This window comes from Polaribacter marinaquae (assembly GCF_038019025.1).
GTDB classification, from domain to species: Bacteria; Bacteroidota; Bacteroidia; order Flavobacteriales; family Flavobacteriaceae; genus Polaribacter; species Polaribacter marinaquae.
The window spans coordinates 2,475,617-2,496,865 of record NZ_CP150496.1 but is presented as its reverse complement, the minus strand read 5'-3'; the positions used below and the strand labels follow the sequence as shown (position 1 = coordinate 2,496,865).

At 28.9% G+C, this 21,249-nt stretch carries 19 protein-coding genes; 8 read left to right on the top strand and 11 right to left on the bottom strand.

Annotated features, from left to right (window positions below; translation table 11 throughout):
- Window positions 1–28 precede the first annotated feature (28 nt).
- The gene (locus tag WG950_RS11300) at window positions 29–1,018 is read right to left on the bottom strand and encodes an FAD:protein FMN transferase (protein ID WP_340932436.1); all 990 of its coding nucleotides are present in this window, start codon (window positions 1,016–1,018) and stop codon (window positions 29–31) included.
- A gap of 119 nt (window positions 1,019–1,137) precedes the next feature.
- Here WG950_RS11300 and WG950_RS11295 point away from each other — a divergent pair, with 119 nt between their 5' ends.
- Both WG950_RS11295 and WG950_RS11290 read left to right on the top strand, forming a co-directional pair.
- Entirely contained in the window at window positions 1,138–1,983 is an 846-nt protein-coding gene (locus tag WG950_RS11295) for an OmpA/MotB family protein (protein WP_079737375.1), read from the top strand.
- A gap of 79 nt (window positions 1,984–2,062) precedes the next feature.
- Window positions 2,063–2,782, top strand: a complete 720-nt coding sequence (locus WG950_RS11290; RefSeq protein ID WP_340932430.1) for a 3-ketoacyl-ACP reductase — start codon at window positions 2,063–2,065, stop codon at window positions 2,780–2,782.
- A gap of 71 nt (window positions 2,783–2,853) precedes the next feature.
- Here the strand turns inward: WG950_RS11290 and WG950_RS11285 are convergent, their stop codons facing one another.
- The gene (locus WG950_RS11285) at window positions 2,854–3,219 is read right to left on the bottom strand and encodes a Na(+)-translocating NADH-quinone reductase subunit F (RefSeq protein WP_077810192.1); all 366 of its coding nucleotides are present in this window, start codon (window positions 3,217–3,219) and stop codon (window positions 2,854–2,856) included.
- Window positions 3,219–4,571 carry a DEAD/DEAH box helicase gene (locus WG950_RS11280; RefSeq protein WP_079737376.1) on the bottom strand — a complete coding sequence of 451 codons (1,353 nt, stop codon included), beginning with the start codon at window positions 4,569–4,571 and terminating at the stop codon, window positions 3,219–3,221. Before WG950_RS11280 ends, WG950_RS11285 begins: the two co-directional genes overlap by 1 nt.
- 102 nt (window positions 4,572–4,673) lie before the next feature.
- Here WG950_RS11280 and WG950_RS11275 point away from each other — a divergent pair, with 102 nt between their 5' ends.
- From WG950_RS11275 to WG950_RS11255, 5 genes are read left to right on the top strand one after another with little or no spacing between them, the layout of a single operon-like run.
- Window positions 4,674–5,438 (top strand): TatD family hydrolase, encoded by a 765-nt coding sequence (locus tag WG950_RS11275; RefSeq protein WP_340932428.1) that lies wholly within the window; start codon window positions 4,674–4,676, stop codon window positions 5,436–5,438.
- Entirely contained in the window at window positions 5,438–5,932 is a 495-nt protein-coding gene (locus WG950_RS11270; protein WP_340932426.1) for a methylated-DNA--[protein]-cysteine S-methyltransferase, read from the top strand. The genes WG950_RS11275 and WG950_RS11270 overlap by 1 nt, the downstream gene beginning before the upstream one ends.
- A gap of 56 nt (window positions 5,933–5,988) precedes the next feature.
- On the top strand, window positions 5,989–9,366 hold the full coding sequence (locus WG950_RS11265) for a hypothetical protein (protein ID WP_340932423.1): 3,378 nt from the start codon (window positions 5,989–5,991) through the stop codon (window positions 9,364–9,366).
- A 30-nt stretch (window positions 9,367–9,396) separates the two neighbouring features.
- Window positions 9,397–9,960 carry a DUF3575 domain-containing protein gene (locus WG950_RS11260; RefSeq protein WP_079737379.1) on the top strand — a complete coding sequence of 188 codons (564 nt, stop codon included), beginning with the start codon at window positions 9,397–9,399 and terminating at the stop codon, window positions 9,958–9,960.
- 38 nt (window positions 9,961–9,998) lie between these two features.
- Window positions 9,999–10,496, top strand: coding sequence for a hypothetical protein (locus WG950_RS11255; RefSeq protein ID WP_079737380.1), 498 nt, complete (start codon window positions 9,999–10,001; stop codon window positions 10,494–10,496).
- Between the two features lie 75 nt (window positions 10,497–10,571).
- Here WG950_RS11255 and accD read toward each other — a convergent pair whose 3' ends face one another.
- The 3 genes from accD to WG950_RS11240 all read right to left on the bottom strand — a co-directional run bounded on the left by accD (window position 10,572) and on the right by WG950_RS11240 (window position 15,369).
- On the bottom strand, window positions 10,572–11,441 hold the full coding sequence (gene accD / locus WG950_RS11250; protein ID WP_077810200.1) for an acetyl-CoA carboxylase, carboxyltransferase subunit beta: 870 nt from the start codon (window positions 11,439–11,441) through the stop codon (window positions 10,572–10,574).
- 196 nt (window positions 11,442–11,637) lie between these two features.
- A complete protein-coding gene (gene fbaA / locus WG950_RS11245) occupies window positions 11,638–12,705 on the bottom strand; it encodes a class II fructose-bisphosphate aldolase (protein WP_079737381.1) in 1,068 nt (355 codons plus the stop codon).
- Between the two features lie 117 nt (window positions 12,706–12,822).
- A complete protein-coding gene (locus WG950_RS11240; protein WP_340932413.1) occupies window positions 12,823–15,369 on the bottom strand; it encodes a BamA/TamA family outer membrane protein in 2,547 nt (848 codons plus the stop codon).
- Between the two features lie 27 nt (window positions 15,370–15,396).
- On the opposite strand from WG950_RS11240, the gene WG950_RS11235 reads away from it, so the two are divergent.
- A complete protein-coding gene (locus tag WG950_RS11235; RefSeq protein ID WP_340932410.1) occupies window positions 15,397–16,128 on the top strand; it encodes an RNA methyltransferase in 732 nt (243 codons plus the stop codon).
- 3 nt (window positions 16,129–16,131) lie between these two features.
- On the opposite strand, the gene WG950_RS11230 is transcribed toward WG950_RS11235, so the two are convergent.
- From WG950_RS11230 to WG950_RS11210, 5 genes are all read right to left on the bottom strand, one after another.
- Entirely contained in the window at window positions 16,132–16,839 is a 708-nt protein-coding gene (locus WG950_RS11230) for a porin family protein (protein WP_340932407.1), read from the bottom strand.
- A gap of 2 nt (window positions 16,840–16,841) precedes the next feature.
- Window positions 16,842–17,570 (bottom strand): bifunctional demethylmenaquinone methyltransferase/2-methoxy-6-polyprenyl-1,4-benzoquinol methylase UbiE, encoded by a 729-nt coding sequence (gene ubiE, locus WG950_RS11225; protein WP_077810209.1) that lies wholly within the window; start codon window positions 17,568–17,570, stop codon window positions 16,842–16,844.
- A gap of 34 nt (window positions 17,571–17,604) precedes the next feature.
- Complete coding sequence (locus tag WG950_RS11220; protein ID WP_340932401.1) at window positions 17,605–18,513, bottom strand: NifU family protein; 909 nt, start codon at window positions 18,511–18,513, stop codon at window positions 17,605–17,607.
- A gap of 138 nt (window positions 18,514–18,651) precedes the next feature.
- On the bottom strand, window positions 18,652–20,034 hold the full coding sequence (locus tag WG950_RS11215) for a hemin receptor (protein WP_340932398.1): 1,383 nt from the start codon (window positions 20,032–20,034) through the stop codon (window positions 18,652–18,654).
- A gap of 33 nt (window positions 20,035–20,067) precedes the next feature.
- Complete coding sequence (locus tag WG950_RS11210; RefSeq protein ID WP_340932396.1) at window positions 20,068–21,129, bottom strand: hypothetical protein; 1,062 nt, start codon at window positions 21,127–21,129, stop codon at window positions 20,068–20,070.
- Window positions 21,130–21,249: the final 120 nt, after the last annotated feature.

Here is a 21,249-nt window from a genome sequence, read left to right as displayed (position 1 = left end):
TAGTCATTTTTAAGCCGAAAAACACTACCTACTTGTAGGTATAATTGGTGTATTCTTCTAGATTTCCGTTTTCATTTGTGTACAATAAAATTGCTTTAATTTTACTGTTCTTCTTTAAGAAATTTTTTGTTTTTTCTAATCCCATTGCCATAAATGCGGTGGCATACGCATCTACATCTGCACAATCTAAATCTGCAATTACAGATGCACTTAATAAATTACTTTCTTGTGCGTAACCAGTTTTAGGATTAACAGTATGCACAAACTTTTTACCAGATTCTGATATTCTAAACTTTCTATAGTTACCAGATGTTGCCATCGATTTATTAGATAGATTTAGAGTTTTAAAACCAGAACCATCTGCATTTATTGGATCTACTAATTTTACCAACCATGGTTTATCTGCCTCTTTAAAACCTTTTGTTCTAATCTCTCCACCAATTTCTACTAAATAACTTTTTACATTTTTACTTTCTAAAAAACGAGCAACTACATCTATACCAAAACCTTTTGCAATTGAATTAAAATCTAAATAAATTCCGGGGAATTCTTTCTTAATTGTCGAGTTTTCTAATTGTAATTTATCAAAACCTACAAACTGCATTTCCTTGGCAACCTCTGCCTCTGTTAGATCTAATTTTGTTTTCTTTGGCCCAAAACCCCAAGCGTTTACCAAATTACCAACTGTTGGATCGAAGTAACCATTAGTTTCTTTAAAAATTCTTTTAGACTTTTTAAAAACCTCTATAAAATAAGGATCTAACTCTACATTTTCCTCATCTCTATTTACTCTAGAAATTTCTGAATCTGAAATATAAGTAGATAAAGAATTATTCATTTTAAGAAATAAACTATCAATATTTTCTTTATAATTTTCATCTGTATTTAAGTAGGTAATTTTGTATGTTGTTCCAAATACGGCTCCTTTAAAAGTATAATTTTTCTTTATAGTTTCTTTAGAACAAGAAGAAAAGCATAAAGCACAAATTAGTAGTATAACAAATGGGTAATTTTTCATAATAAAAGTTTAATAAAAACAAAAATAGTCTATAATTTTTCACAAAAAATTGTTAATCGTACTTTTTGTACTTTGATTTTATTAAATTTGTTCGAATAATAAATTATTAAGCAGAAAAAATGAAGAAAATATCTTTAATCTTATTATCTACAATTTTAGTTAGTTCTTGTGTTTCTAAGAAAGAATTTGTAGCGTTACAAGCAGAGAAAACGAAAGCAGAAGAGGAATTATTAGCTGTAAAAACTAATTTACAAAAATGTTTAATTGAAAAGGAAAAAGAAGAAGGGAAAATTTTTGCTTTAACAGAACAGGTTAAATATTTAAAAGACGATAAGAAAACGGCTTTAAAACAAGTTGAAAATTTAACTGTTTTAACGCAATCTTCTTCAGATAATATTAAGACTGTTATTGCTCAATTAAGTGAAAAAGACAAGTATATTAATGGTGTAAGAAAAGCGATGACTCAAAAAGACTCATTAAACTTAGCTATAAAATATCACTTAACTAGAAACTTAACAGAAGGTATTCAAGATAAAGACATCGAGGTTAACGTAGAAAAAACAGTTGTATTTATTTCTATTTCTGATAAATTATTATTTAAGAGTGGTAGTTATAACGTAACTGATGGTGCTTACACAGTTTTAGAAAAAATTGCTAAAGTTGTAAACGATCAGCCGCAAATGGAAGTGATGATTGAAGGTCATACAGATTCTACACCAATAAAAAGAGATTTAATTCAAGACAACTGGGATTTATCTGCTTTAAGAGCAACTTCTATTACTAGAATATTACAATATAAGTATGGTGTAAAACCACAAAGATTAATTGCTGCAGGTAGAAGTCAGTACATTCCTTTAGTACCAAACAACTCAGCAGAAAACAAATCAAAAAACAGAAGAACAAAAATTATTATCATGCCTAAATTAAATCAATTCTTTGATTTATTAGAGCAAGATGCTAAATAATACATCGTTCTTTTAACATATTAAAACCACTCAATTTCTGAGTGGTTTTTTATTTTATCAAATTTAAAAAAATAGAAAAATGGAAAATTTATCAAACAAAAAAGCAATAATTACCGGCGGAAGCAGAGGCTTGGGTAAAGCAACAGCATTGGCTTTAGCAAAAGAAGGCGTAGATATTGCAATTACAGGAAGAAATGAATCTGTATTAAAAGAAACTGTAAAAGAAATTGAAAAAATTGGTGTAAAAGCTACTTATGCCGCTTTTGATGTTGGTAATTATAAAGAAGTTCAAAAAGGAATAAAATTACTGATAGAGCAATTAAACGGCGTAGATATTTTAGTAAATAATGCAGGTATTGCTGCTTTTGGTTCTTTTACAGAAATGAATGTACAAACTTGGGAACAAATCATACAAACCAATGTTATGGGAATGTATTATGTAACTAAAGAAGTTTTACCTTATTTAATAGAAAAGAATAAAGGAGACATTATAAATGTAGCTTCTACAGCTGGATTAAACGGTAATGCTAACGTTTCTGCTTATTCTGCATCTAAATTTGCCGTAATTGGTATGTCTGAATCTTTAATGAAAGAAGTAAGAAAAAACAACATAAGAGTTTGCACATTAACACCAAGTACTATTGCTTCGGATATGTCTGTAGAATTAGGTATTGCAAATAAAGACTCTGAAGATAGTGTTTTACAACCAGAAGATTTTGCTGAATTAATTGTGGGCGGATTAAAATTACCAAGAAGAGCAATGCTAAAAAGTGCTGCTTTATGGTCTACAAATCCGTAAGTAAAAAACTTCTTATTCATAAAAAACGCCACATTAATTGTGGCGTTTTTTATTGTGAATAATACATTTATCTATTCTAATACTTTTACAAAATTATCAAAAGCAACATAGTAAGGTTGGTCTTTAAAAACAGGACTTTCTACACTTTCTGCATTTGCAATTCCTACACCAGCAAACCAAACTTTAGCATTTTGTTTTCTTGCATGGTTTTTAAAAGTTTCCATCCATAAAACATCGTATTCGTTAGGGTTTTGAAGATTTTTTGTAGCTTTTACTAATACAAAAATTGTAGGTTCTCCTTTTTTAAATAATACAAATTGAGGATGTCTTTTTAATTGACTATTAATCGCTTGAAACTCGTAGCCCATTTCTTGTAATTTTTCGCCAACAATATTCATGGCCAAATTGTGCAATTCTTGCGCTGTTAAAACTTGCATTATTTTTTCTTGTTACGTTTGTTGTAATTTTTATCTCCTCTTGTTTTAGGCTTTTTATATTTTTTAGCAATTTCTCTTCTGTAAGAACCACCTAAATTTACCTTCTTGTTCTTTTCGCTTTTTTCATGAAATGCTGGCCCCGGAACATATTCTAAACCTGTTCTGTTTTTAGAAATACCTTGGTCTTCTCTTGGGCGCTCGTCTTCTGTTAACAATTTAGAAATTTCTACTTCTTCTGGTAATTCTAAAACCGGAATAGTATAATCCATTAAAGTTTCTATTTGCTCTTTAGCTTCTTGCTCTTTATCCGTAGAAAACAATAACGTTTTACCCGCTTTTTCTGCACGACCAGTTCTACCAATTCTGTGCATATAATTTTCTGGAAAATCTGGTGTATCAAAATTAATTACATGAGAAACATTATCAAAATCTAAACCACGTGCCATTACATCTGTTGCTAATAATATTCTATTATTACCTTCGTCGAACTGCCTTATCGAACGTATTCTGTAATTCTGAGTTTTATTAGAGTGAATAACACACATTTCATCGTTAAAAACCTCTTCTAAATGCTTAAAAAGTAAATCTGCAGTTCTTTTAAAACCTACAAATATTAATACTTTATTGTACGTTTCTTTATCTCTTAAAAGATGATGTAACAAATTAACTTTAGTAAAAAAGTTAGGTATATTGTAAGAAACCTGTTCGATATTATCTAATGGTGTTCCGCTTACTGCAACAGATATTTTAGTAGGATTTTTAAAGAAATCGTAAATTAAAGCATCTACATCTTCTGTCATTGTAGCAGAAAACAATATGTTTTGTCTTCTTTCAGGTATCACATCAAAAATGTTCATCAATTGAAAACGAAAACCTAAATCTAACATTACATCTACCTCATCAATCACCAATTTCTGAATAGATTTTAACTTTAAAGCATTACTTAAAGCCAAATCATACAATCTACCAGGTGTTGCAACAATAATATCTTGCCCTTGTAAAATTGCTTGTTTTTGCGTGTTGATATTTGTACCCCCATAAACTCCTAAAACACGTGTATTTATGTATTTAGATAGTTTTTCTATTTCTTCTACAACTTGCAAAACCAATTCTCTTGTTGGTACCAAAACCAAGATTCTAGGATGTTGTTGTTTCGAAAATTTTAAATCTCTAAGAATTGGCAACATATAAGCAAAAGTTTTACCTGTACCTGTTTGCGCAATACCTACAACATCTTTACCAGATCTAACCACAGAAAATGCTTGTTCTTGAATTGGTGTTGGTGTTGTAAACCCCAAATCGTCTATTGCATATTGTAATTGATTTGATAAATCTAAATCTTCAAAAGTCATCTTATAAAATTTTATGCAAAGGTACGTTTTATAAAATGTTTTACAACAAGTCTTAAGCGTTGTATTAATTTGTAATTTTGCTAAAAATTATCAGAAATAATAATGATTACAGATACGCACACGCATTTATATTCTAGTCAGTTTAACGAAGATCAAAAAGAAATGATTCAACGCGCAAAAGATGTGGGCGTTTCGAGGTTTTTTATACCTGCAATAGATTCTAGTTATACAGAAAGTATGTTAAAGTTAGAAGAAGAATATCCTTTAGATGTTTACTTAATGATGGGCCTTCATCCTACTTCTGTAAAAGAAAATTATTTAGAAGAATTGCAACATGTTAAAGAATGGATTGATAAAAAAGATTTCTACGCAATAGGAGAAATTGGCATCGATTTGTATTGGGATAAAAGCTTTTTAAAACAACAACAAGAAGCTTTTAGAACTCAAATTAAGTGGGCAAAAGAAAAAAAACTACCTATTGTTATTCATTGTAGAGATGCTTTTGATGAAATTTTCGAAATTTTAGAGGAAGAAAAGGGTGATGATTTAAGGGGGATTTTTCATTGTTTTACAGGTACAAAAGAACAAGCAGATAAAGCAATTTCTTACAATATGAAATTAGGTATTGGCGGTGTTGCTACTTTTAAAAATGGTAAAATTGATAAATTTTTAAATGAAATTGATTTACAACACATCGTTTTAGAAACAGATGCGCCCTATTTAGCACCAACTCCTTACCGAGGTAAAAGAAACGAAAGTGCTTATATTACAAATGTTATTGATAAATTAGTAGATATCTATGGAGTTTCATTTAAAGAAATTTCTGAAATAACAACTCAAAACTCTAAAGCCATATTTGGTGTCTAATGTTAAAAACAGAAACCACATACTATAAAACACCAATTGGTATTGCTAAAATTATTGGAGATACAAACGGCATACAATCTGTTTCTGTCTTAAATGATGATGAAATTTCACAGGAATTACTGCACCAAAAAACACCAGAATGTTTACAAGATTGTGTTTTACAGCTGCAAGAGTATTTTAATGGCAAAAGAGCTAGTTTTAATTTAACTGTTAACCCAAAAGGAACCAGTTTTCAGAAAAAGGTATGGAAAAGTTTATTAGATATTCCGTACGGTAAAACCAGAACTTACTTACAACAAAGTAAATTTTTAGGCGATGTAAAAGCTATTAGAGCTGTTGCTTCTGCAAATGGTAAAAACCCTTTATGGATTGTAATTCCTTGTCATCGTGTAATTGGTTCGAATGGTTCTTTAACAGGTTACGCTGGCGGAATTTGGAGAAAAAAATGGTTATTGGCACACGAAAACCCAGTAAAACAGCAATCGTTATTTTAATTTCTTTGTAAGATATTAAAAATCTTATTTTTACGTTAACAACGTATAGTTTGTAAATGTTTAAAAAAAATCTCTTTTTTTTCTTTTTATTGATTGGGTACTTTATCCAAGCACAAACTATTCCTACCAATTATAGATCTATAAAATTTAATGTTAAAAACGATTCTATAAAATTTGATTCGATTGCAATTAACCCGCAAAAGTTTAAAGTTTTAAATAAAGATCTAAAGGTAATTGATACTATTCATTATAAAGTTGATTTTAACAAAGCACTTTTAATTTTAGATTCTAAAAAATACTCAGAAATTACTATTAAATACTTTAGATACCCTGCATTTTTAACCAAAGTATACACAAATTACAACGATAGCTTAATTGTACCCAACAGCACTTATACAGGCAAACTTTACAGCCTAACAACTAATAAAAAACCATCAGAAATTAAACTTTTCGATGGTTTGCAAACCAAAGGTTTTATATCTAGAGGTATTACATCTGGTAACAACCAAAATACGGTTACAAATGCTGCGTTAGATTTAGAAATTTCTGGTAAATTATCAGAAAGAGTGACTTTAAGAGCTAATATTTGGGATACCAACATTCCGATTCAAGAAAACGGTTATTCTCAAAAAATAAGTGATTTTGATAGAATATTTATAGAAATGTTTACTGATGATTGGCGCCTAAAAGCCGGAGATTTATCCTTAAGCAATAATCAAAGTTTCTTTGCTCCTTTTACAAAACAAGTTTCCGGTTTAGAAGTTGAAGCCAATGTTTCTGATAATTTAAAAGTTGATGCTTCTGGTGCAATTGTTCGAGGAAAATTTACAACATTTTCTATTGTTGGTAATGAAGGAAATCAAGGTCCTTATAAGGTTATTGGCGCAAATAACGAATCGAATATTCTTATAATTGCAGGTAGCGAAAGGGTTTATGTAAACGGAATTAAGATTGAAAGAGGCCAAAATAAAGATTATGAAATTGACTATAATTTAGGTGAAATTACTTTTAACACCACGTATCCTATTACTAATGATATGAGGATTACAATAGATTTTCAATATTCTGATAGAAATTACACCCGTTTTATTACTTATGAATCTGTTGATTATAAAACCGAAAAATTAAAAATTAATAGTTTTTTTTACAGCGAAAACGATGCTAAAAATCAACCTTTACAACAAGTTTTAACAGATAATCAAAAAGAAATATTAGCAAATGCAGGTAATAATGAAGATTTAATGTTTGCTGAAAGTACTTATTTAGACACTTATGATGAAAATAAAATTCTATATAGAAAAGTTATAAATGGTGCTGTAGAAAATTTTGAATATTCTGATGATGAAAATGAAGAATTGTATTTTGTTACGTTTAACAATGTTGGTGCAAATAATGGAGATTATGCTATAGAAAGCACTACAGCTATTGGTACAATTTATAATTATGTAGGCGTAAATCAAGGTGATTTTGCACCAATAACAAGATTAATTCCGCCAACAAAATCGCAAATATTTGTTTTAAAGTCAGATTATGATTCTACTAATAAAACAAAAATCACTTCAGAAATTGCTATCAGTAATAATGATGCAAATTTATTTTCTAATTTAGATAACGCCGAAAATACAGGTTTGGCTGCTAAAATTGGTTGGGAACAAATTTTAATAGATCGCGATTGGCAATTAACAAGTAAATTTAATCATGAATACGCACATCAAAACTTTAAAACGTTACAACGTTGGGAATCTATAGAGTTTAATCGAGATTGGAATTTGTTAACAAACAATGCAACTAAAAACTATTTTCAATCAGAAATAAACCTTCAAAATAAAAATAAAGATTACGTTTTATATAGTTTTAAAAATCTTAATTATTTAAACACTTACAACGGTAATAAACATCTTCTTGCATCTAAAATAAAACTTAAAAAAACCTCTTTTTTTGTAAATGCTAGTTTACTAAACAATACATCTACATTAGAAAATAACACATTTTTAAGAGCAAAAGCTACTATAGAACATTCGTTTAAAAAAAGTTGGTTAGGTGCTTTTACTAATATAGAAACTAATAAAAGAAAACTTACCGAAACGAATACCTACGCAAATACAAGCCACAGATTTAAAGAGTTTGAAACCTATTTTGGTTTAGGAGACACCACAAAAGTATTTGCAAAGTTTGGTTTTAATTATAGAAATAATGACAGTATTAAATCGAACGCATTTACCGAAATTAATAATAGAAAGTCTTTTTATATAAACAGTAAGCTAATCAAAAATGAAAGTACAAATTTAGCTATTTATGCAAATTACAGACTTACTAATAATGCTTTTACTAACGATGAAAAATCTTTAAATTCGAGAGTTCTTTTCAATCAAAAATTATTTAAAAACTTTGTTAACTTAAGCACTCTGTACGAAACCTCTTCTGGTAATATTGCAAGGCAAGAATACGTTTATATTAAGACAGAGCCTGGTTTTGGTTTTTATACTTGGATCGATTACAACAATGATGGTATGCAAGATTTTGATGAATTTGAAATTGCCGAATTTAAAGATCAAGCAAATTATTTAAGAATTTTAAAACCGAACATTCGTTTTATTGCTACACAAAAAGCAAAATTCAGGCAAGCAATCAACCTAAATTTTAGTCAATGGAAAATGCAAAAAGGATTTAAAAAATTAGTTTCTTATTTTAAAAACGAAAGCTTTTTAAGCATCGAAAATGAACAAGCTAGAAATGGCAACTCTTTTAATTTTAATCCTTTTAATTTTGATAAAAATAATTTAATTGATCTTAATTATAGTTTAAGAAACAGTTTACATTATAACAAAAATCTACAAAAATATAGTACAAGTTATACTTATGGCAATCAAAGAAATAAGCAATTGTATTTTATAGGAACGCAAGAAAACATAATTAAGATGCATCAAGTAGATTTTGTTCATAAATTTGCAACATTTTGGGTTTTTAATTTATTAGGAAAAAAATCTACAAATAATTTAGTTACAGAAAATTTTGATAATAGAAATTACAATATAGATACTTATGAATTTCAACCTAAAATAAGTTTTTTACAAAATCAAAACAACCGATTGTCTGCCTTTTATCATTTTAAAAACAAAGAAAACACCTTAGAAGATTTCGAAAGCCTACAACAACATAAATTCGGAATTGAATACTTTTATTTAGGCACTAAAAAGAATCAGATATCCGCAGGTTTAAATGTCTTTCTAAACGATTATAAAGGTGAGACGAACACACCTGTTGCCTACCAAATGTTAGAAGGTTTGCAAGAAGGAAAAAATTATACTTGGAACCTTCTTTTCAACAGAAAATTAAATTCGTTTTTAAATTTAAATTTAAGTTATTTAGGTAGAAAAAGTGAAAATTCTAAAACGATACACACAGGTAGTGTACAATTACGTGCAATTTTTTAATACATTTGGCTAAAAATCAACCAAAATTATATGAAAAAAATTATCTTATTTGTATTGTTAGTATGCACTAGCATTCAATTAACAGCTCAAGAAAAAGAGAAATTCAAGTATCCGCAAGACAATGCAAAAAAACACGAACTTAAATTAAATGCATTTAGTTTGATTGCTTTTTCGTCTTTAAATGTTAGTTATGAAAATCTATTAAATAAAGATTCCTCTTTTGGTATCGATGTATTTTACAATTTTAACGATATCTCTGATGACTTATATTTTCCGAAGAAATTTTCTTTAACCCCTTATTATAGATGGTTTTTTTCTGAAACAAGATATGCTAGAGGTTTCTTTGTAGAAGGTTTTGGTATGTTAAACACTTATGAGGATCGTTATTATTTTTTTAATAACAATGATGAAACAATTGTAGAGACAGATTTTGCGTTAGGTATATCTGTAGGAGGAAAATTTATAACTAAATCTGGTTTTATTACAGAAATTTATTTAGGTGTTGGAAGAAACTTATTTAATAACAATGATGAAAACGGATTGGAAAATAATTTAATTACTAGAGGTGGTATTTCTTTAGGCTACAGATTTTAAGCAATCATATTTTTAGTAAATTTGTAAAAATTAATAACATGAAAAAAATAGTTTTAATATTAGGACTTCTAGTAAGTTCTTTAGGATTTTCTCAACAAGAAATTAAGTTAGATGTTGCTGATGCATTAGTTATACGAAGTCTAGAATTTTCTTATGAAAATTATATAAGTGTAGAAAATTCTTTCGGAGTTTCGGCTTTATTTAATCTAGCGAAACAAGATATCGATTTTAGGTATAACGAAAACACAATGATAACACCTTATTTTCGTCATTATTTTACTGCAGATGCACAATGGAACTTTTTTGGTGAAGGATTTGTAGGCATAAATTCTGGAAAAACAGAAACTGTTAAAGATTCTGGCGTTTACGATTTAAAATATACAGATGCTGCTTTAGGTGTAGCAATAGGAACTAAATATTCTTCTGAAGGTGGTTTGGTTATAGATATTTATGGTGGTTTAGGTAGAAACCTTTTTGGTACAGATTCGCCAATTCTTGTACCTAGGCTTGGTGTAAATGTAGGATGGAGATTCTAATATAAATAACAAACCTTTATAAAATAAAAAAACCAGCAAATGCTGGTTTTTTTATTTTATAATAACTTTATCTTATTAAACTACTGCCTCTTTTCTAATTGGCAAGTTTTGGATTAAATCTATATATAAATTCACTTCTTTTTTAAGGTCTTTACGCTCGTAAATAGCATCTAAGAAACCGTGTTCTAAGACAAATTCAGATTTTTGAAAACCTTCTGGTAAATCTTTACCTGTTGTATCTCTTACAACTCTTGGTCCTGCAAAAGCAATTAATGCATTTGGTTCTGCAATATTAATATCACCTAACATTGCATAAGAAGCTGTTGTACCACCTGTAGTTGGATCTGTACATAAAGATATATAAGGTATTTTTGCTTTAGCCAATTGCGCTAACTTAGACGAAGTTTTAACCAATTGCATTAAAGACAAAGATGCTTCCATCATTCTAGCACCACCAGACTTAGAAACCATTAAAAACGGAATGTTGTTTTTAATTGAATAATCGATAGCTCTTGCAATTTTTTCTCCTACTACAGATCCCATAGAACCTCCAATAAAAGCAAAATCCATGGCAGCAATAACTATATCTTTACCTAAAGATTTACCAACGGCAGTTCTTACAGCATCGTTTAATTTTGTTTTTGCTTGCGCAGCTTTTAATCTTTCTGGATATTTTTTTGTGTCTTCAAATTTTAAAGGATCTTTAGAAGTTAAACCTTCATTTAATTCTTTAAACTCATTATTATCAAAAAATAATTCGAAGTATTCTTTACTACCTATTCTTACATGATATCCATCTTCTGGACTAACGTATAGGTTTCTTTTTAATTCTTCTGTATCTATAATTTTTCCGCTAGGTGTTTTATACCATAAACCTTTCGGAGTATCTTTTTTATCTTCTGTAGAAGTCTGTATTCCTTTATCTGTTCTTTTAAACCAAGCCATGTTATGTGTTTGTTTTAATTTAATATCTTAAAATAAAAATTCTATTTTAAAATAAATATGAAGTACAAATGTAAAAGATTTTTTCTAATTCTGGTTTCTTCTTTATGTGATTATTCTATTTGAGCTAGATATTTTCATAAAAAAAAAGCATTTTGAAATAATTCAAAATGCTTTTTAATTAATTTAATAATAAATACTATAATGTATCTACGTTATTTAAATCTTGAAATGCTTGCTTTAAACGGTTTGTAAAAGTAATTTCTCCTTCGCGTAACCATTTTCTTGGATCATAATATTTTTTATTTGGTAAGTCATCTCCTTCTGGATTACCAATTTGAGTTGCAACATATGCTGCTTTACCATGCATATAATCTCTAATACCTTCTGTAAAAGCAAATTGTAAATCTGTATCGATATTCATTTTGATAACACCATAACCAATAGATTCTCTAATTTCTTCTAAAGTAGAACCAGAACCACCATGAAATACAAAATCGATATGATTATGACCAACATTGTACTTCTCTGAAATATATTCTTGAGAATTCTTTAAAATTTTTGGAGTTAATTTTACGTTTCCTGGCTTGTAAACACCGTGTACATTACCAAATGCAGCTGCAATAGTAAATTGTGGCGATACTTTTAATAATTCTTCATAAGCATACGCAACTTCTTCTGGTTGTGTATATAATTTAGAAACATCTACATCAGAATTATCTACACCATCTTCTTCACCACCTGTAATACCTAACTCTATCTCTAAAGTCATTCCCATTTTACTCATTCGAGCTAAATAAGTTTTACAAATTTCGATATTTTCTTCTAATGGCTCTTCAGATAAATCTATCATATGAGAACTATATAGAGGCTTACCTGTTTCTTCGAAATGCTTTTCAGAAGCATCTAATAATCCATCAATCCAAGGTAATAATTTCTTTGCACAGTGATCTGTGTGTAAAATAACTGGCACACCATAAGCAACAGCTAATTCGTGTATATGCTTTGCTCCTGCAATTCCACCAGCAATTGCAGCTTTTTGCCCTTCATTAGATAATCCTTTTCCTGCTTGAAATTGCGCTCCTCCGTTAGAAAACTGAATAATAACAGGTGCATTTAAATCTCTTGCAGTTTCTAAAACACCATTAATTGTATTAGAACCAACAACATTTACAGCTGGTAATGCAAATCCTTTTTCTTTTGCAAGTTTAAAAATTTCTTGAACTTCTTTACCTGTAGCAACTCCAGGTTTTATGTTGTGACTCATAGTTATGATATTTTAATTTGTTGATTCTTATATTTCTTCAAAAATACTAAAAATAGGCACTTTTATGTTTAATCGGAGCATAAAATAACGAAAACGTTATAGACTTTTAATGATTTTTTAAAAAGGATAATTAATACCTATATTGTAAACTGCACTAGCAAAATTATAATTCTTAAACCACTTACCACCTTCTAAATAAGGTTCGTAGGTTTTAAAACCAACATCAAATCTTAATACAAAGAAATTTAAATCGTATCGAACTCCCATACCAGAACCTATTGCAATATCTTTTAAAGATGATAAACTATTAAATTTCGCGTCTTCGTCTACAAACTCGGCATCAGAAATATCCCAAATATTACCAGCATCTACAAATAAGGCTCCTTTAAAACTTCCTATTAAATTAAATCGATATTCTGCACTCGATAAAAACTTTAAACTACCAACATTAAATTCTAAACCACTGTTTCTGCTTCCTGGGCCTAATTCATATGTTTGCCACGCTCTAATATCATTAGAACCACCTGCAAAATAACTTCTTGTAAAAGGAATATCAGAATTGTCGTAGGTTAAAATAGCGCCTAAAAATGTTCTAAATCCGAAAACAGAATTTAAACCAACATCCCAAAATTGCTTATACTCTAAATCTGTTTTAAAATATTGTGCTAAAGGAATCTTTAAAAATGTTTTTTTACCATTTGCATTATAATCCTTAGAAAACACCCCTAAAATATTACCAGAATTTGAAACTCTTAATTTAAAAAATGAAAAATTATTGTCTTTAAAATCTGATTGACTGTTATATGTAAATGAATAAGCCAAAGTAGGAATTAAAAAATCTGAAGTAACAATATTGTACCTATTCTGAATATTTAATACAGTATTAAAATCATTTGGATTTGAGTTTCTAAAACCAGCATTAGACGCAACACTTCTTATAAAAGCTAAAGATTCTGATGCTTGATTCTCTAAATCTGTAGCTAATGGCCAAAAAGATGTATTATTTTCTTGGTCGTAAATTTCTGCGACATTATTTAGGTTTGTAAATTCTGAACCATAAATATCAAAAAAACGATTTACATTTAAATTTTGAATGTATTGTGTATTAAATATCTCTAACTGAATGGTTTTTTTACTGTTATATTGCCACTTATAATCAGATAAAATGGTAAACGTTTGCCTATCTAGACCAATGTTTTTCTGAAAACTAGATCCTAAAGAAAACAACGTTCTTGGCGACATTCTTTTTGGTACTAATTTATCTAAACCAAAAGGCGCTACCAATCTAGGAAATTCTAAAGATGCGTCTGCACCAATCTCCCAGCCCGGACCATTATTCGCATTAAAATAAGAACCTAAAAAAGAAAACTTTAATAATTCTGCACCTTTAAAAGCATTTCTATTAGTTAAAGAAAACTTTGCTGATGAACCAATATTTCTAATATTAGAATGTGTTAGTTCTGTTTCAAAACCTAAAGTATATTTCTCTTTCGGAGACAGAAAAATATCCATTTTTAATTCATCATCTGTACCTTCTATCGGACTAAATGATATGTTTGTAGATTTAAAGTTTTTAAGCGATTTTAAATGATTTCTTGTTAAATTACTTAAAGTATCTTTATAAACATCGCCAGATTTAAAGAAAATAGATTGCGATAAATATTTAGGATTGTATTTTAATTTATCAATTGCTAAAAAATTAATTCCGTTATAATTTACAGAATCTTTATAAACCTCTTCTTTCTTAGTATAAGAATAATCTGTAACTACATTAATTTTACTAACTTTATGTACCTTATAATCTTTCTTCTCGTAAACACCATCTTTTTCTTTAAATCTATCTTTTGCTATTAAAAACTCTACATTGGTTTTGTGATCTGTTCTTGTAGAATCTACATAAAAACCAAGTGCAGATTCAGAAAAATAATAGATTCCGCTATTTTTAAATAGCTTTACAACGTTACTAGCTTCTTTTCGAAATACTTTGTCGTTGTATTGATTACCACTAACTAACAAAGATTTTATTTTTGAATCCTTATATATAGAATCTAATACAGGCGATTCTATTTTAAGCTTTATTGAATCTAATAATGTAGGCTCTCCTTTATTTATGTAATAACTAACTATTGCTTTTTTATCAGTAGAATCTCTATCTATGACTGTCTTAATTTTAGAATCAAAATAACCTTGGGTTTTATAAAAAGCCCATAAATTATCGGCTGTTCTATTTGCTTTACTCTCACTTAAAATTACAGGAGCATCGTAATTTAAAAACCAATTATTTAAACTGATAAAAGCATTTGCATAAGCAATACTTTGTTTTTCTGAAAAAATATTTTTAATAAAGTTGTATTTCTTCGGATGCTTCAATCCCCATTCTGTTGGGGTTTTGGGCTTATTATGGTTTCCTATATTATGAAAGTACAGCCCAAAAGGTAAACCTAAAAGACGCGGATTTGGTTTTTGAAGCACGTACTTTTGTAAATCTGCACTTTTATTTTTTACACTGTCAACAAAAATATAATTTTGCGTTAGCATCTGCTTATCTTCAGCAACATGTTTTGTAGAATTACAAGCTGTCAAAAATAAAACAAGTAGAAAGTAAAAAGAAAGTTTTTTCATTACTTTAGCAATACATTTAACATCAAAAATAGTATTTTTCAACGGTTTATTTCTAATTAGATACAATTAATGAGCATCTCAAAAAATCAGTTAAAATTAATAACTAGTTTATCACAAAAAAAGTATAGACAAAAGCATAATTTATTTATTGCAGAAGGTATAAAAGTGGTAAATGAATTATTAAAGTCTTCTTTTGAAGTAGCAACATTATTTTGCACAAATGATTACGAAACTAATCTTACAGAAGATAAAATTGTTAGAATTGATGAAACCGATTTAAAAAAAATAAGTTCTTTAAAATCACCTAACAAAGTTTTAGGATTGTTTAAAATACCCAAGCTAAATTCTATAAACGCCTCTGGATTAATTGTAGCTTTAGATGCTATTAACGATCCTGGTAATTTAGGTACAATTATAAGACTTTGCGATTGGTACGGAGTTACACAATTAATATGTTCTACAGATACCGTAGATTGTTTTAATCAAAAAGTTGTGCAAGCATCTATGGGTTCTTTGACTAGAATTGCTATTAACTACGTTAATTTAGAAGCTTACTTAAACGAAACCCATTTACCAACTTATATTGCTGATATGGATGGTGACAATGTGTATAAAACACAATTACCCGCAGAAGGAATTTTAATTATGGGAAATGAAGCTAACGGAGTTTCTAACCAAATTAAAAAAATAATATCTAATAAGATTTCTATACCAAGATTTGGAGAAGTACAAGAAACCGAAAGCTTAAATGTTGCAACTGCAACAGCTATTCTGTTAAGCGAATTTAAACGAAATAGTTAAGATTTACTCGAACGCAAAATTTATAAAGATACCACGAGTTCCCATAAAATTAACTGGCGCCGTCCATCTACTATTTGGGTCATCATCATATTTTATCTCGTTATTCATTGCAAAAACTCCACGAATTGATGGAGAAAATTTAAAGTAGTATAAATAGAAATCTACACCAACACCAACCTCGTACATAAAATTGTTTGTTTTCATTCGAAATTGTCCTGCAGAATTGTCGTCTTGATTGTCTTCGTTTGAAGAAAAATTATAATCATAGGAAACACCAGCAAGTAAATAAGGTCTAAAGTTTTTATATCTATCCGTACTAAATTTAAATACCAATGGCACATGTAAATACGTAGAACTTACCTCTCTAATGCTGTCTTGCGGATTTGCAGAACCTTTTAAGTGATTAAAAATTACATTTTTAGAGTTACTCATTAAACCAGGTTCTAAACGCAGGTTTAAATTTTTATGCAAACGCAAATCTGCTATTAAACCAACATTAAAACCAGTAGTAGATTCTACAGTAATATTTGCATCTGTAATACTACTTTCTTTAAGGTTTAGTTTAAAATCATTTTGATTTAAACCTAAGTAAAAGCCATAATGCAAAGGTCTTTTATCAAAAGTTGGTAAATAGTCTACACGTTCTCTTTGTGCAAAAAAAGTACTACTAACTAATATAGAAAAACAAAAAAATAAAATTCTTTTACTCATAATTATTTACGTGCTGTGTAAATTGTTGCAACACCAAATGTTACAGGATTATCTTCTGTATGTGTAAACCCGTTTTTTTGTAAAATATTGTTGAAAGCTTTACCAAACGGAAAAGAATTTGCAGATTCAGACAAATAAGAATACGCTACTTTGTCTTTAGAAAACAGTTTACCTACAATTGGTAAAAACAAATTTGTATATAACTTATAACCTTGTTTAAAAGGGAATTTCGTTGGATTTGATGTTTCTAAAATTACTAAAACCCCTGTTGGCTTTAAAACTCTTGCAATTTCTTTAATTCCTTTATCTAAATTGGCAAAATTTCTAACACCAAAAGAAACTGTAATAGCATCAAAAGTATTGTCTTCGAAAGGCATTTCTTCAGAATCACCTACAATCATTTCTATTTTATCAGAAAGTTTTGCTTTGGCTATTTTTTGCTTACCAACTTCTAACATTCCTGCAGAAATATCTAGACCTACAATTCTATCAGGATTTAAACTAGACATCATTAAAGCTAAATCACCAGTTCCTGTTGCAATATCTAAAATTTGCTTCGGATTATTTTTACCAACAATTTCTACAACTTTTTTACGCCATTTAACATCTATTCCTAAAGAAATAACTCTATTTAAACCATCGTAATTACCAGAAATATTATCGAACATTTGTGCAACTTGTTCTTTTTTTCCTAATTCAGAATCTTTATAAGGTTTTATAATTTTCGACATACGTTATTTCTTAAGGCTTAAATATTATGTATTATTATCCGTTTATTGCAACCACTTCATTAATTTGATTTGGTAGCATTTCTTTTAATAAATTTTCTATTCCGTTTTTTAATGTTGCTGTAGATGATGGGCAACCGCTACAAGCACCTTGTAGAACAACACTTACTACTTTATTCTCTTCATCAAAAGATCTAAAAGCAATATTTCCTCCGTCTCCGGCAACCGCAGGCTTAATATATTCGTCTAAAATATCTACAATTTGAGCAGAAATTCCTTCTAAGGCAACTTCAGGAACTGTTTCTGCAGTATCTGCAGAAGTTGATGCTTCTTGCTTTGGTAATTCTTTGATTATTATTTTTCCTTCCGCTAAATATTCTCTAATGAAAGATCTTACTTCTCCGTACACTTCATTCCATTCTACCATATCATATTTGGTAATAGAAATATAGTTATCAGAAATAAAAACTTCTTTTACAAACGGAAAATTAAAAATTGCTTGCGCTAAAGGAGATGACGTATTCGCTTCGTCTATATTTTTAAACTCAACATCTGTTTGAGTTAATGCTTTGTTAGTACCAAACTTCATTACTGCTGGGTTTGGCGTAACTTCTGCATATACCTCTATAGCCTCTTTTTTAGAAGTTTTTTGTTCGTTTACAACAACATTACCTGCATTTATATATGCTTCAATCTGCTCTTTTACTTCTTCTTGTACATCAATCCATTGTACAATATCAAAACGTTGTATTGCTATAAAATTTGCTGTAACAAAAACCTTTTTTACAAATGGTAAATAAAATAATTGTTGTGCTAACGGAGAGTTTTTTGCTTCGTCTATGTTGTTAAACTCATAACTACCACCATTTATTAAAATAGTGTTACTGTTATATTTAATGATTGTATCATTAGTAGTTTCTTGTATGGTAATTTTAGTATCTGACATGTTCTAAAAATTGAATTGCAAAATTAAGGCAAAAAAGATAAATAAGATTATCTAATGCTAAAAACTTCAAGACTCTGTTAGATTTTATAATTAAAATATAAAATCTAACAGAGTCTTAAAAATAAGTTGTTAAATATACTATAGGTTTATAGAAACTGTTGCTGTAAAAAATCGATTATCGATATCTAAATCAGCAGCATTTACATTAAAACCTGAGTAAAAATTATAGGGTGATGTTCTGTTATTATTACTGTAAGCTAAATCTATTTTAAAGTTTCCAAAATTATAACCACCACCAAAAGAATAACCTTCTAAGTTATCTGAATCTAAAGCCATTTTGTCTGGACTTTGCTCGTATTTATAACCTCCTCTTACACTAAATCTATCAAAACGCCATTCTGAACCAATGTTAATTGCATGTGTATTTCTTAATTCATTAGCAAAAAAGTTATTTTCATCAGAAAAATCTCCTTCAGAAAGCTGCATATCTTTGTAATTCTTGTTGATATAATCGATGCTCAACAAGCCATTTTTTCCGAAGACAAAAGCCGCACTTGTAGTAAATTTACTTGGTGTCTTTAATTTGTAAATAAATCTTTGAGAAGGAAAATTTCCGCCAAAAGTATTATCGTAAGTAGTATTGTTATTACTAACAGTTATTTCTGTATCGCCATTATAACCATCATTATCAATAATATTCGTTTCTTCTAACATTTCTGTAAACCAAGTTGGTGTTTGATAAGACATACCAAATCTAAAATTTTGATGTGCTTTATATATAAAACCGAAATTTAAAGAAACACCTGCACCTGTTGTAAAGTTTTCTTGATATATATTAGCATCTAAGGTATTTCCGTTTCCATCATTATTAAACTCGACCAAAGTAGAACGCTGACTAAAATTTAAATCGTAAAAATTTAAACCTGCACCAACATACAGTTTGTTTCTGTGCACAGATGAAAAAGCAATATTCATTTCACTCAACTCACCTTTATAATCATTAAAAAAACGCTGTTCTTCTGCAATATTGTAATCTATTGTTGGCGTATTGTTATCTAAAGGAAAATCTCTAAAAGTAGCAACACCACTATTACCCATAGCGCTAAAACTATTTGTAAAATCTTTTGTAATTCGATAATTAAAACCTATTGCAAATTTGCTCCAATCAGATTTATAAGCACTGTCAAAAACTAAAACTGCACCGGCTTGCGATAAATTTAAAAATTGTTCTTGATTATTAGTACTGTTTCCATAATACGTTGTGTTAATATCAGTATTTCTAGAATTTAAAGTGGCTGCAAAAGCACTGTTATTAAAAACCGCTAAACCTGCAGGATTGATATTCATAACAGATAAATCTCCGCCAAGTGCACCAAAAGCACCACTCATAGAAGTAAATCTTGCTGTACCATTATTATCGTCTTGAGAGAAAAGCAATCCTAAATCTTGATATCCTAAAGACTGAGAATAAGACGTTATTGTTACTGCGAATAATACCGCTAATGTTATAATTTTTTTCATTTTAAATTTTGTATTTGTTAATGAATAAGAGTCTTAATTTCTTCTTCTAGACGAAGATGATGAACTTCTACCCGAAGATCTACTACTTCTGTTTGATGAACTTCTACTAGATGTATTTCTAGAAGAACTTGAAGACGATCTAGAATAACTTCTATTAGAGCTAGACCTATTAGAACTAGTTCTAGAACTTCTATTTATAGTAGCATTATTTCTTCTTGTTGTAGAAGAACCAGATCTTCTTGTACTGCTAGACCCTCTAGAAGTATTACCAGAACTCCTTCTAGTAGTATTCGTATTTCTAGAAGTGTTACCATAAGTTCTACTTCTAGTACTAGAAGATCTTCTTTTTGTAGTATTAGAATTTTGTCTTGTACTTGTGCTTCTTCTTCTAGATGAAACTGATGTGTTTCTAGAATTTACATTATACCTTCTGTTGGTGTTATTGTAAACTGTTCTTCTGCCGTATGTAGAATTTCTATAATATCTGTTGTTATAATTGTAAAATCTATTATTTCTATAAGGATTGTAAAATCCATAATAAGGATTTCCATAAAAGCCATAATTAAATCCCCAAGCAAAATTATTATGATAAGGATGCCAGTAAGGATTGTATCCCCAATAGTTATTCCATAATCTGTTTCTAAATCTCCAATTATTATTATAAAAACCGTTGTTAAAGCCCCAATTACCGTAATAAGGCCCAAAATTATTCCAATAAGGATCATTTATTAAATTTACCTGAACAACAACATCATTATTATCATTTGCACCCCAAGAAGGATTGGTATTGTAATTTAAATTGTCTTCTAAATAAATAGAATCTTGTGAATTATAAGAATTAACATCCGTAAAGATTTCAGTATCATTTAGATTTTCTAACCTTTCTAATTCTCTAGTAAAATAATCGTTATTGTAGTTATTATAACCCGCTTCATCTACTACTCTTACGTTACTCTCTGTAACATTAGAATCGCTACCGTAAATTCCGTCATCATTATAAGCACTTTGGTAAGTACCACAAGAAACTAAGAATAAACTAGTAGTTATTAAAAGAAGGATTAAGTTACTATTATTTTTTATGTGTCGTATTTTCATAAGGCGTATTTTATGTAGGTATTATTATTGTTGAAAAAGTACGTTAAACAAAAAAATCTAAACTTTACTTGGTCTCTAACCTTTTTGTAGTAATTTTGTATCGTTTGTATAGAAAAAATA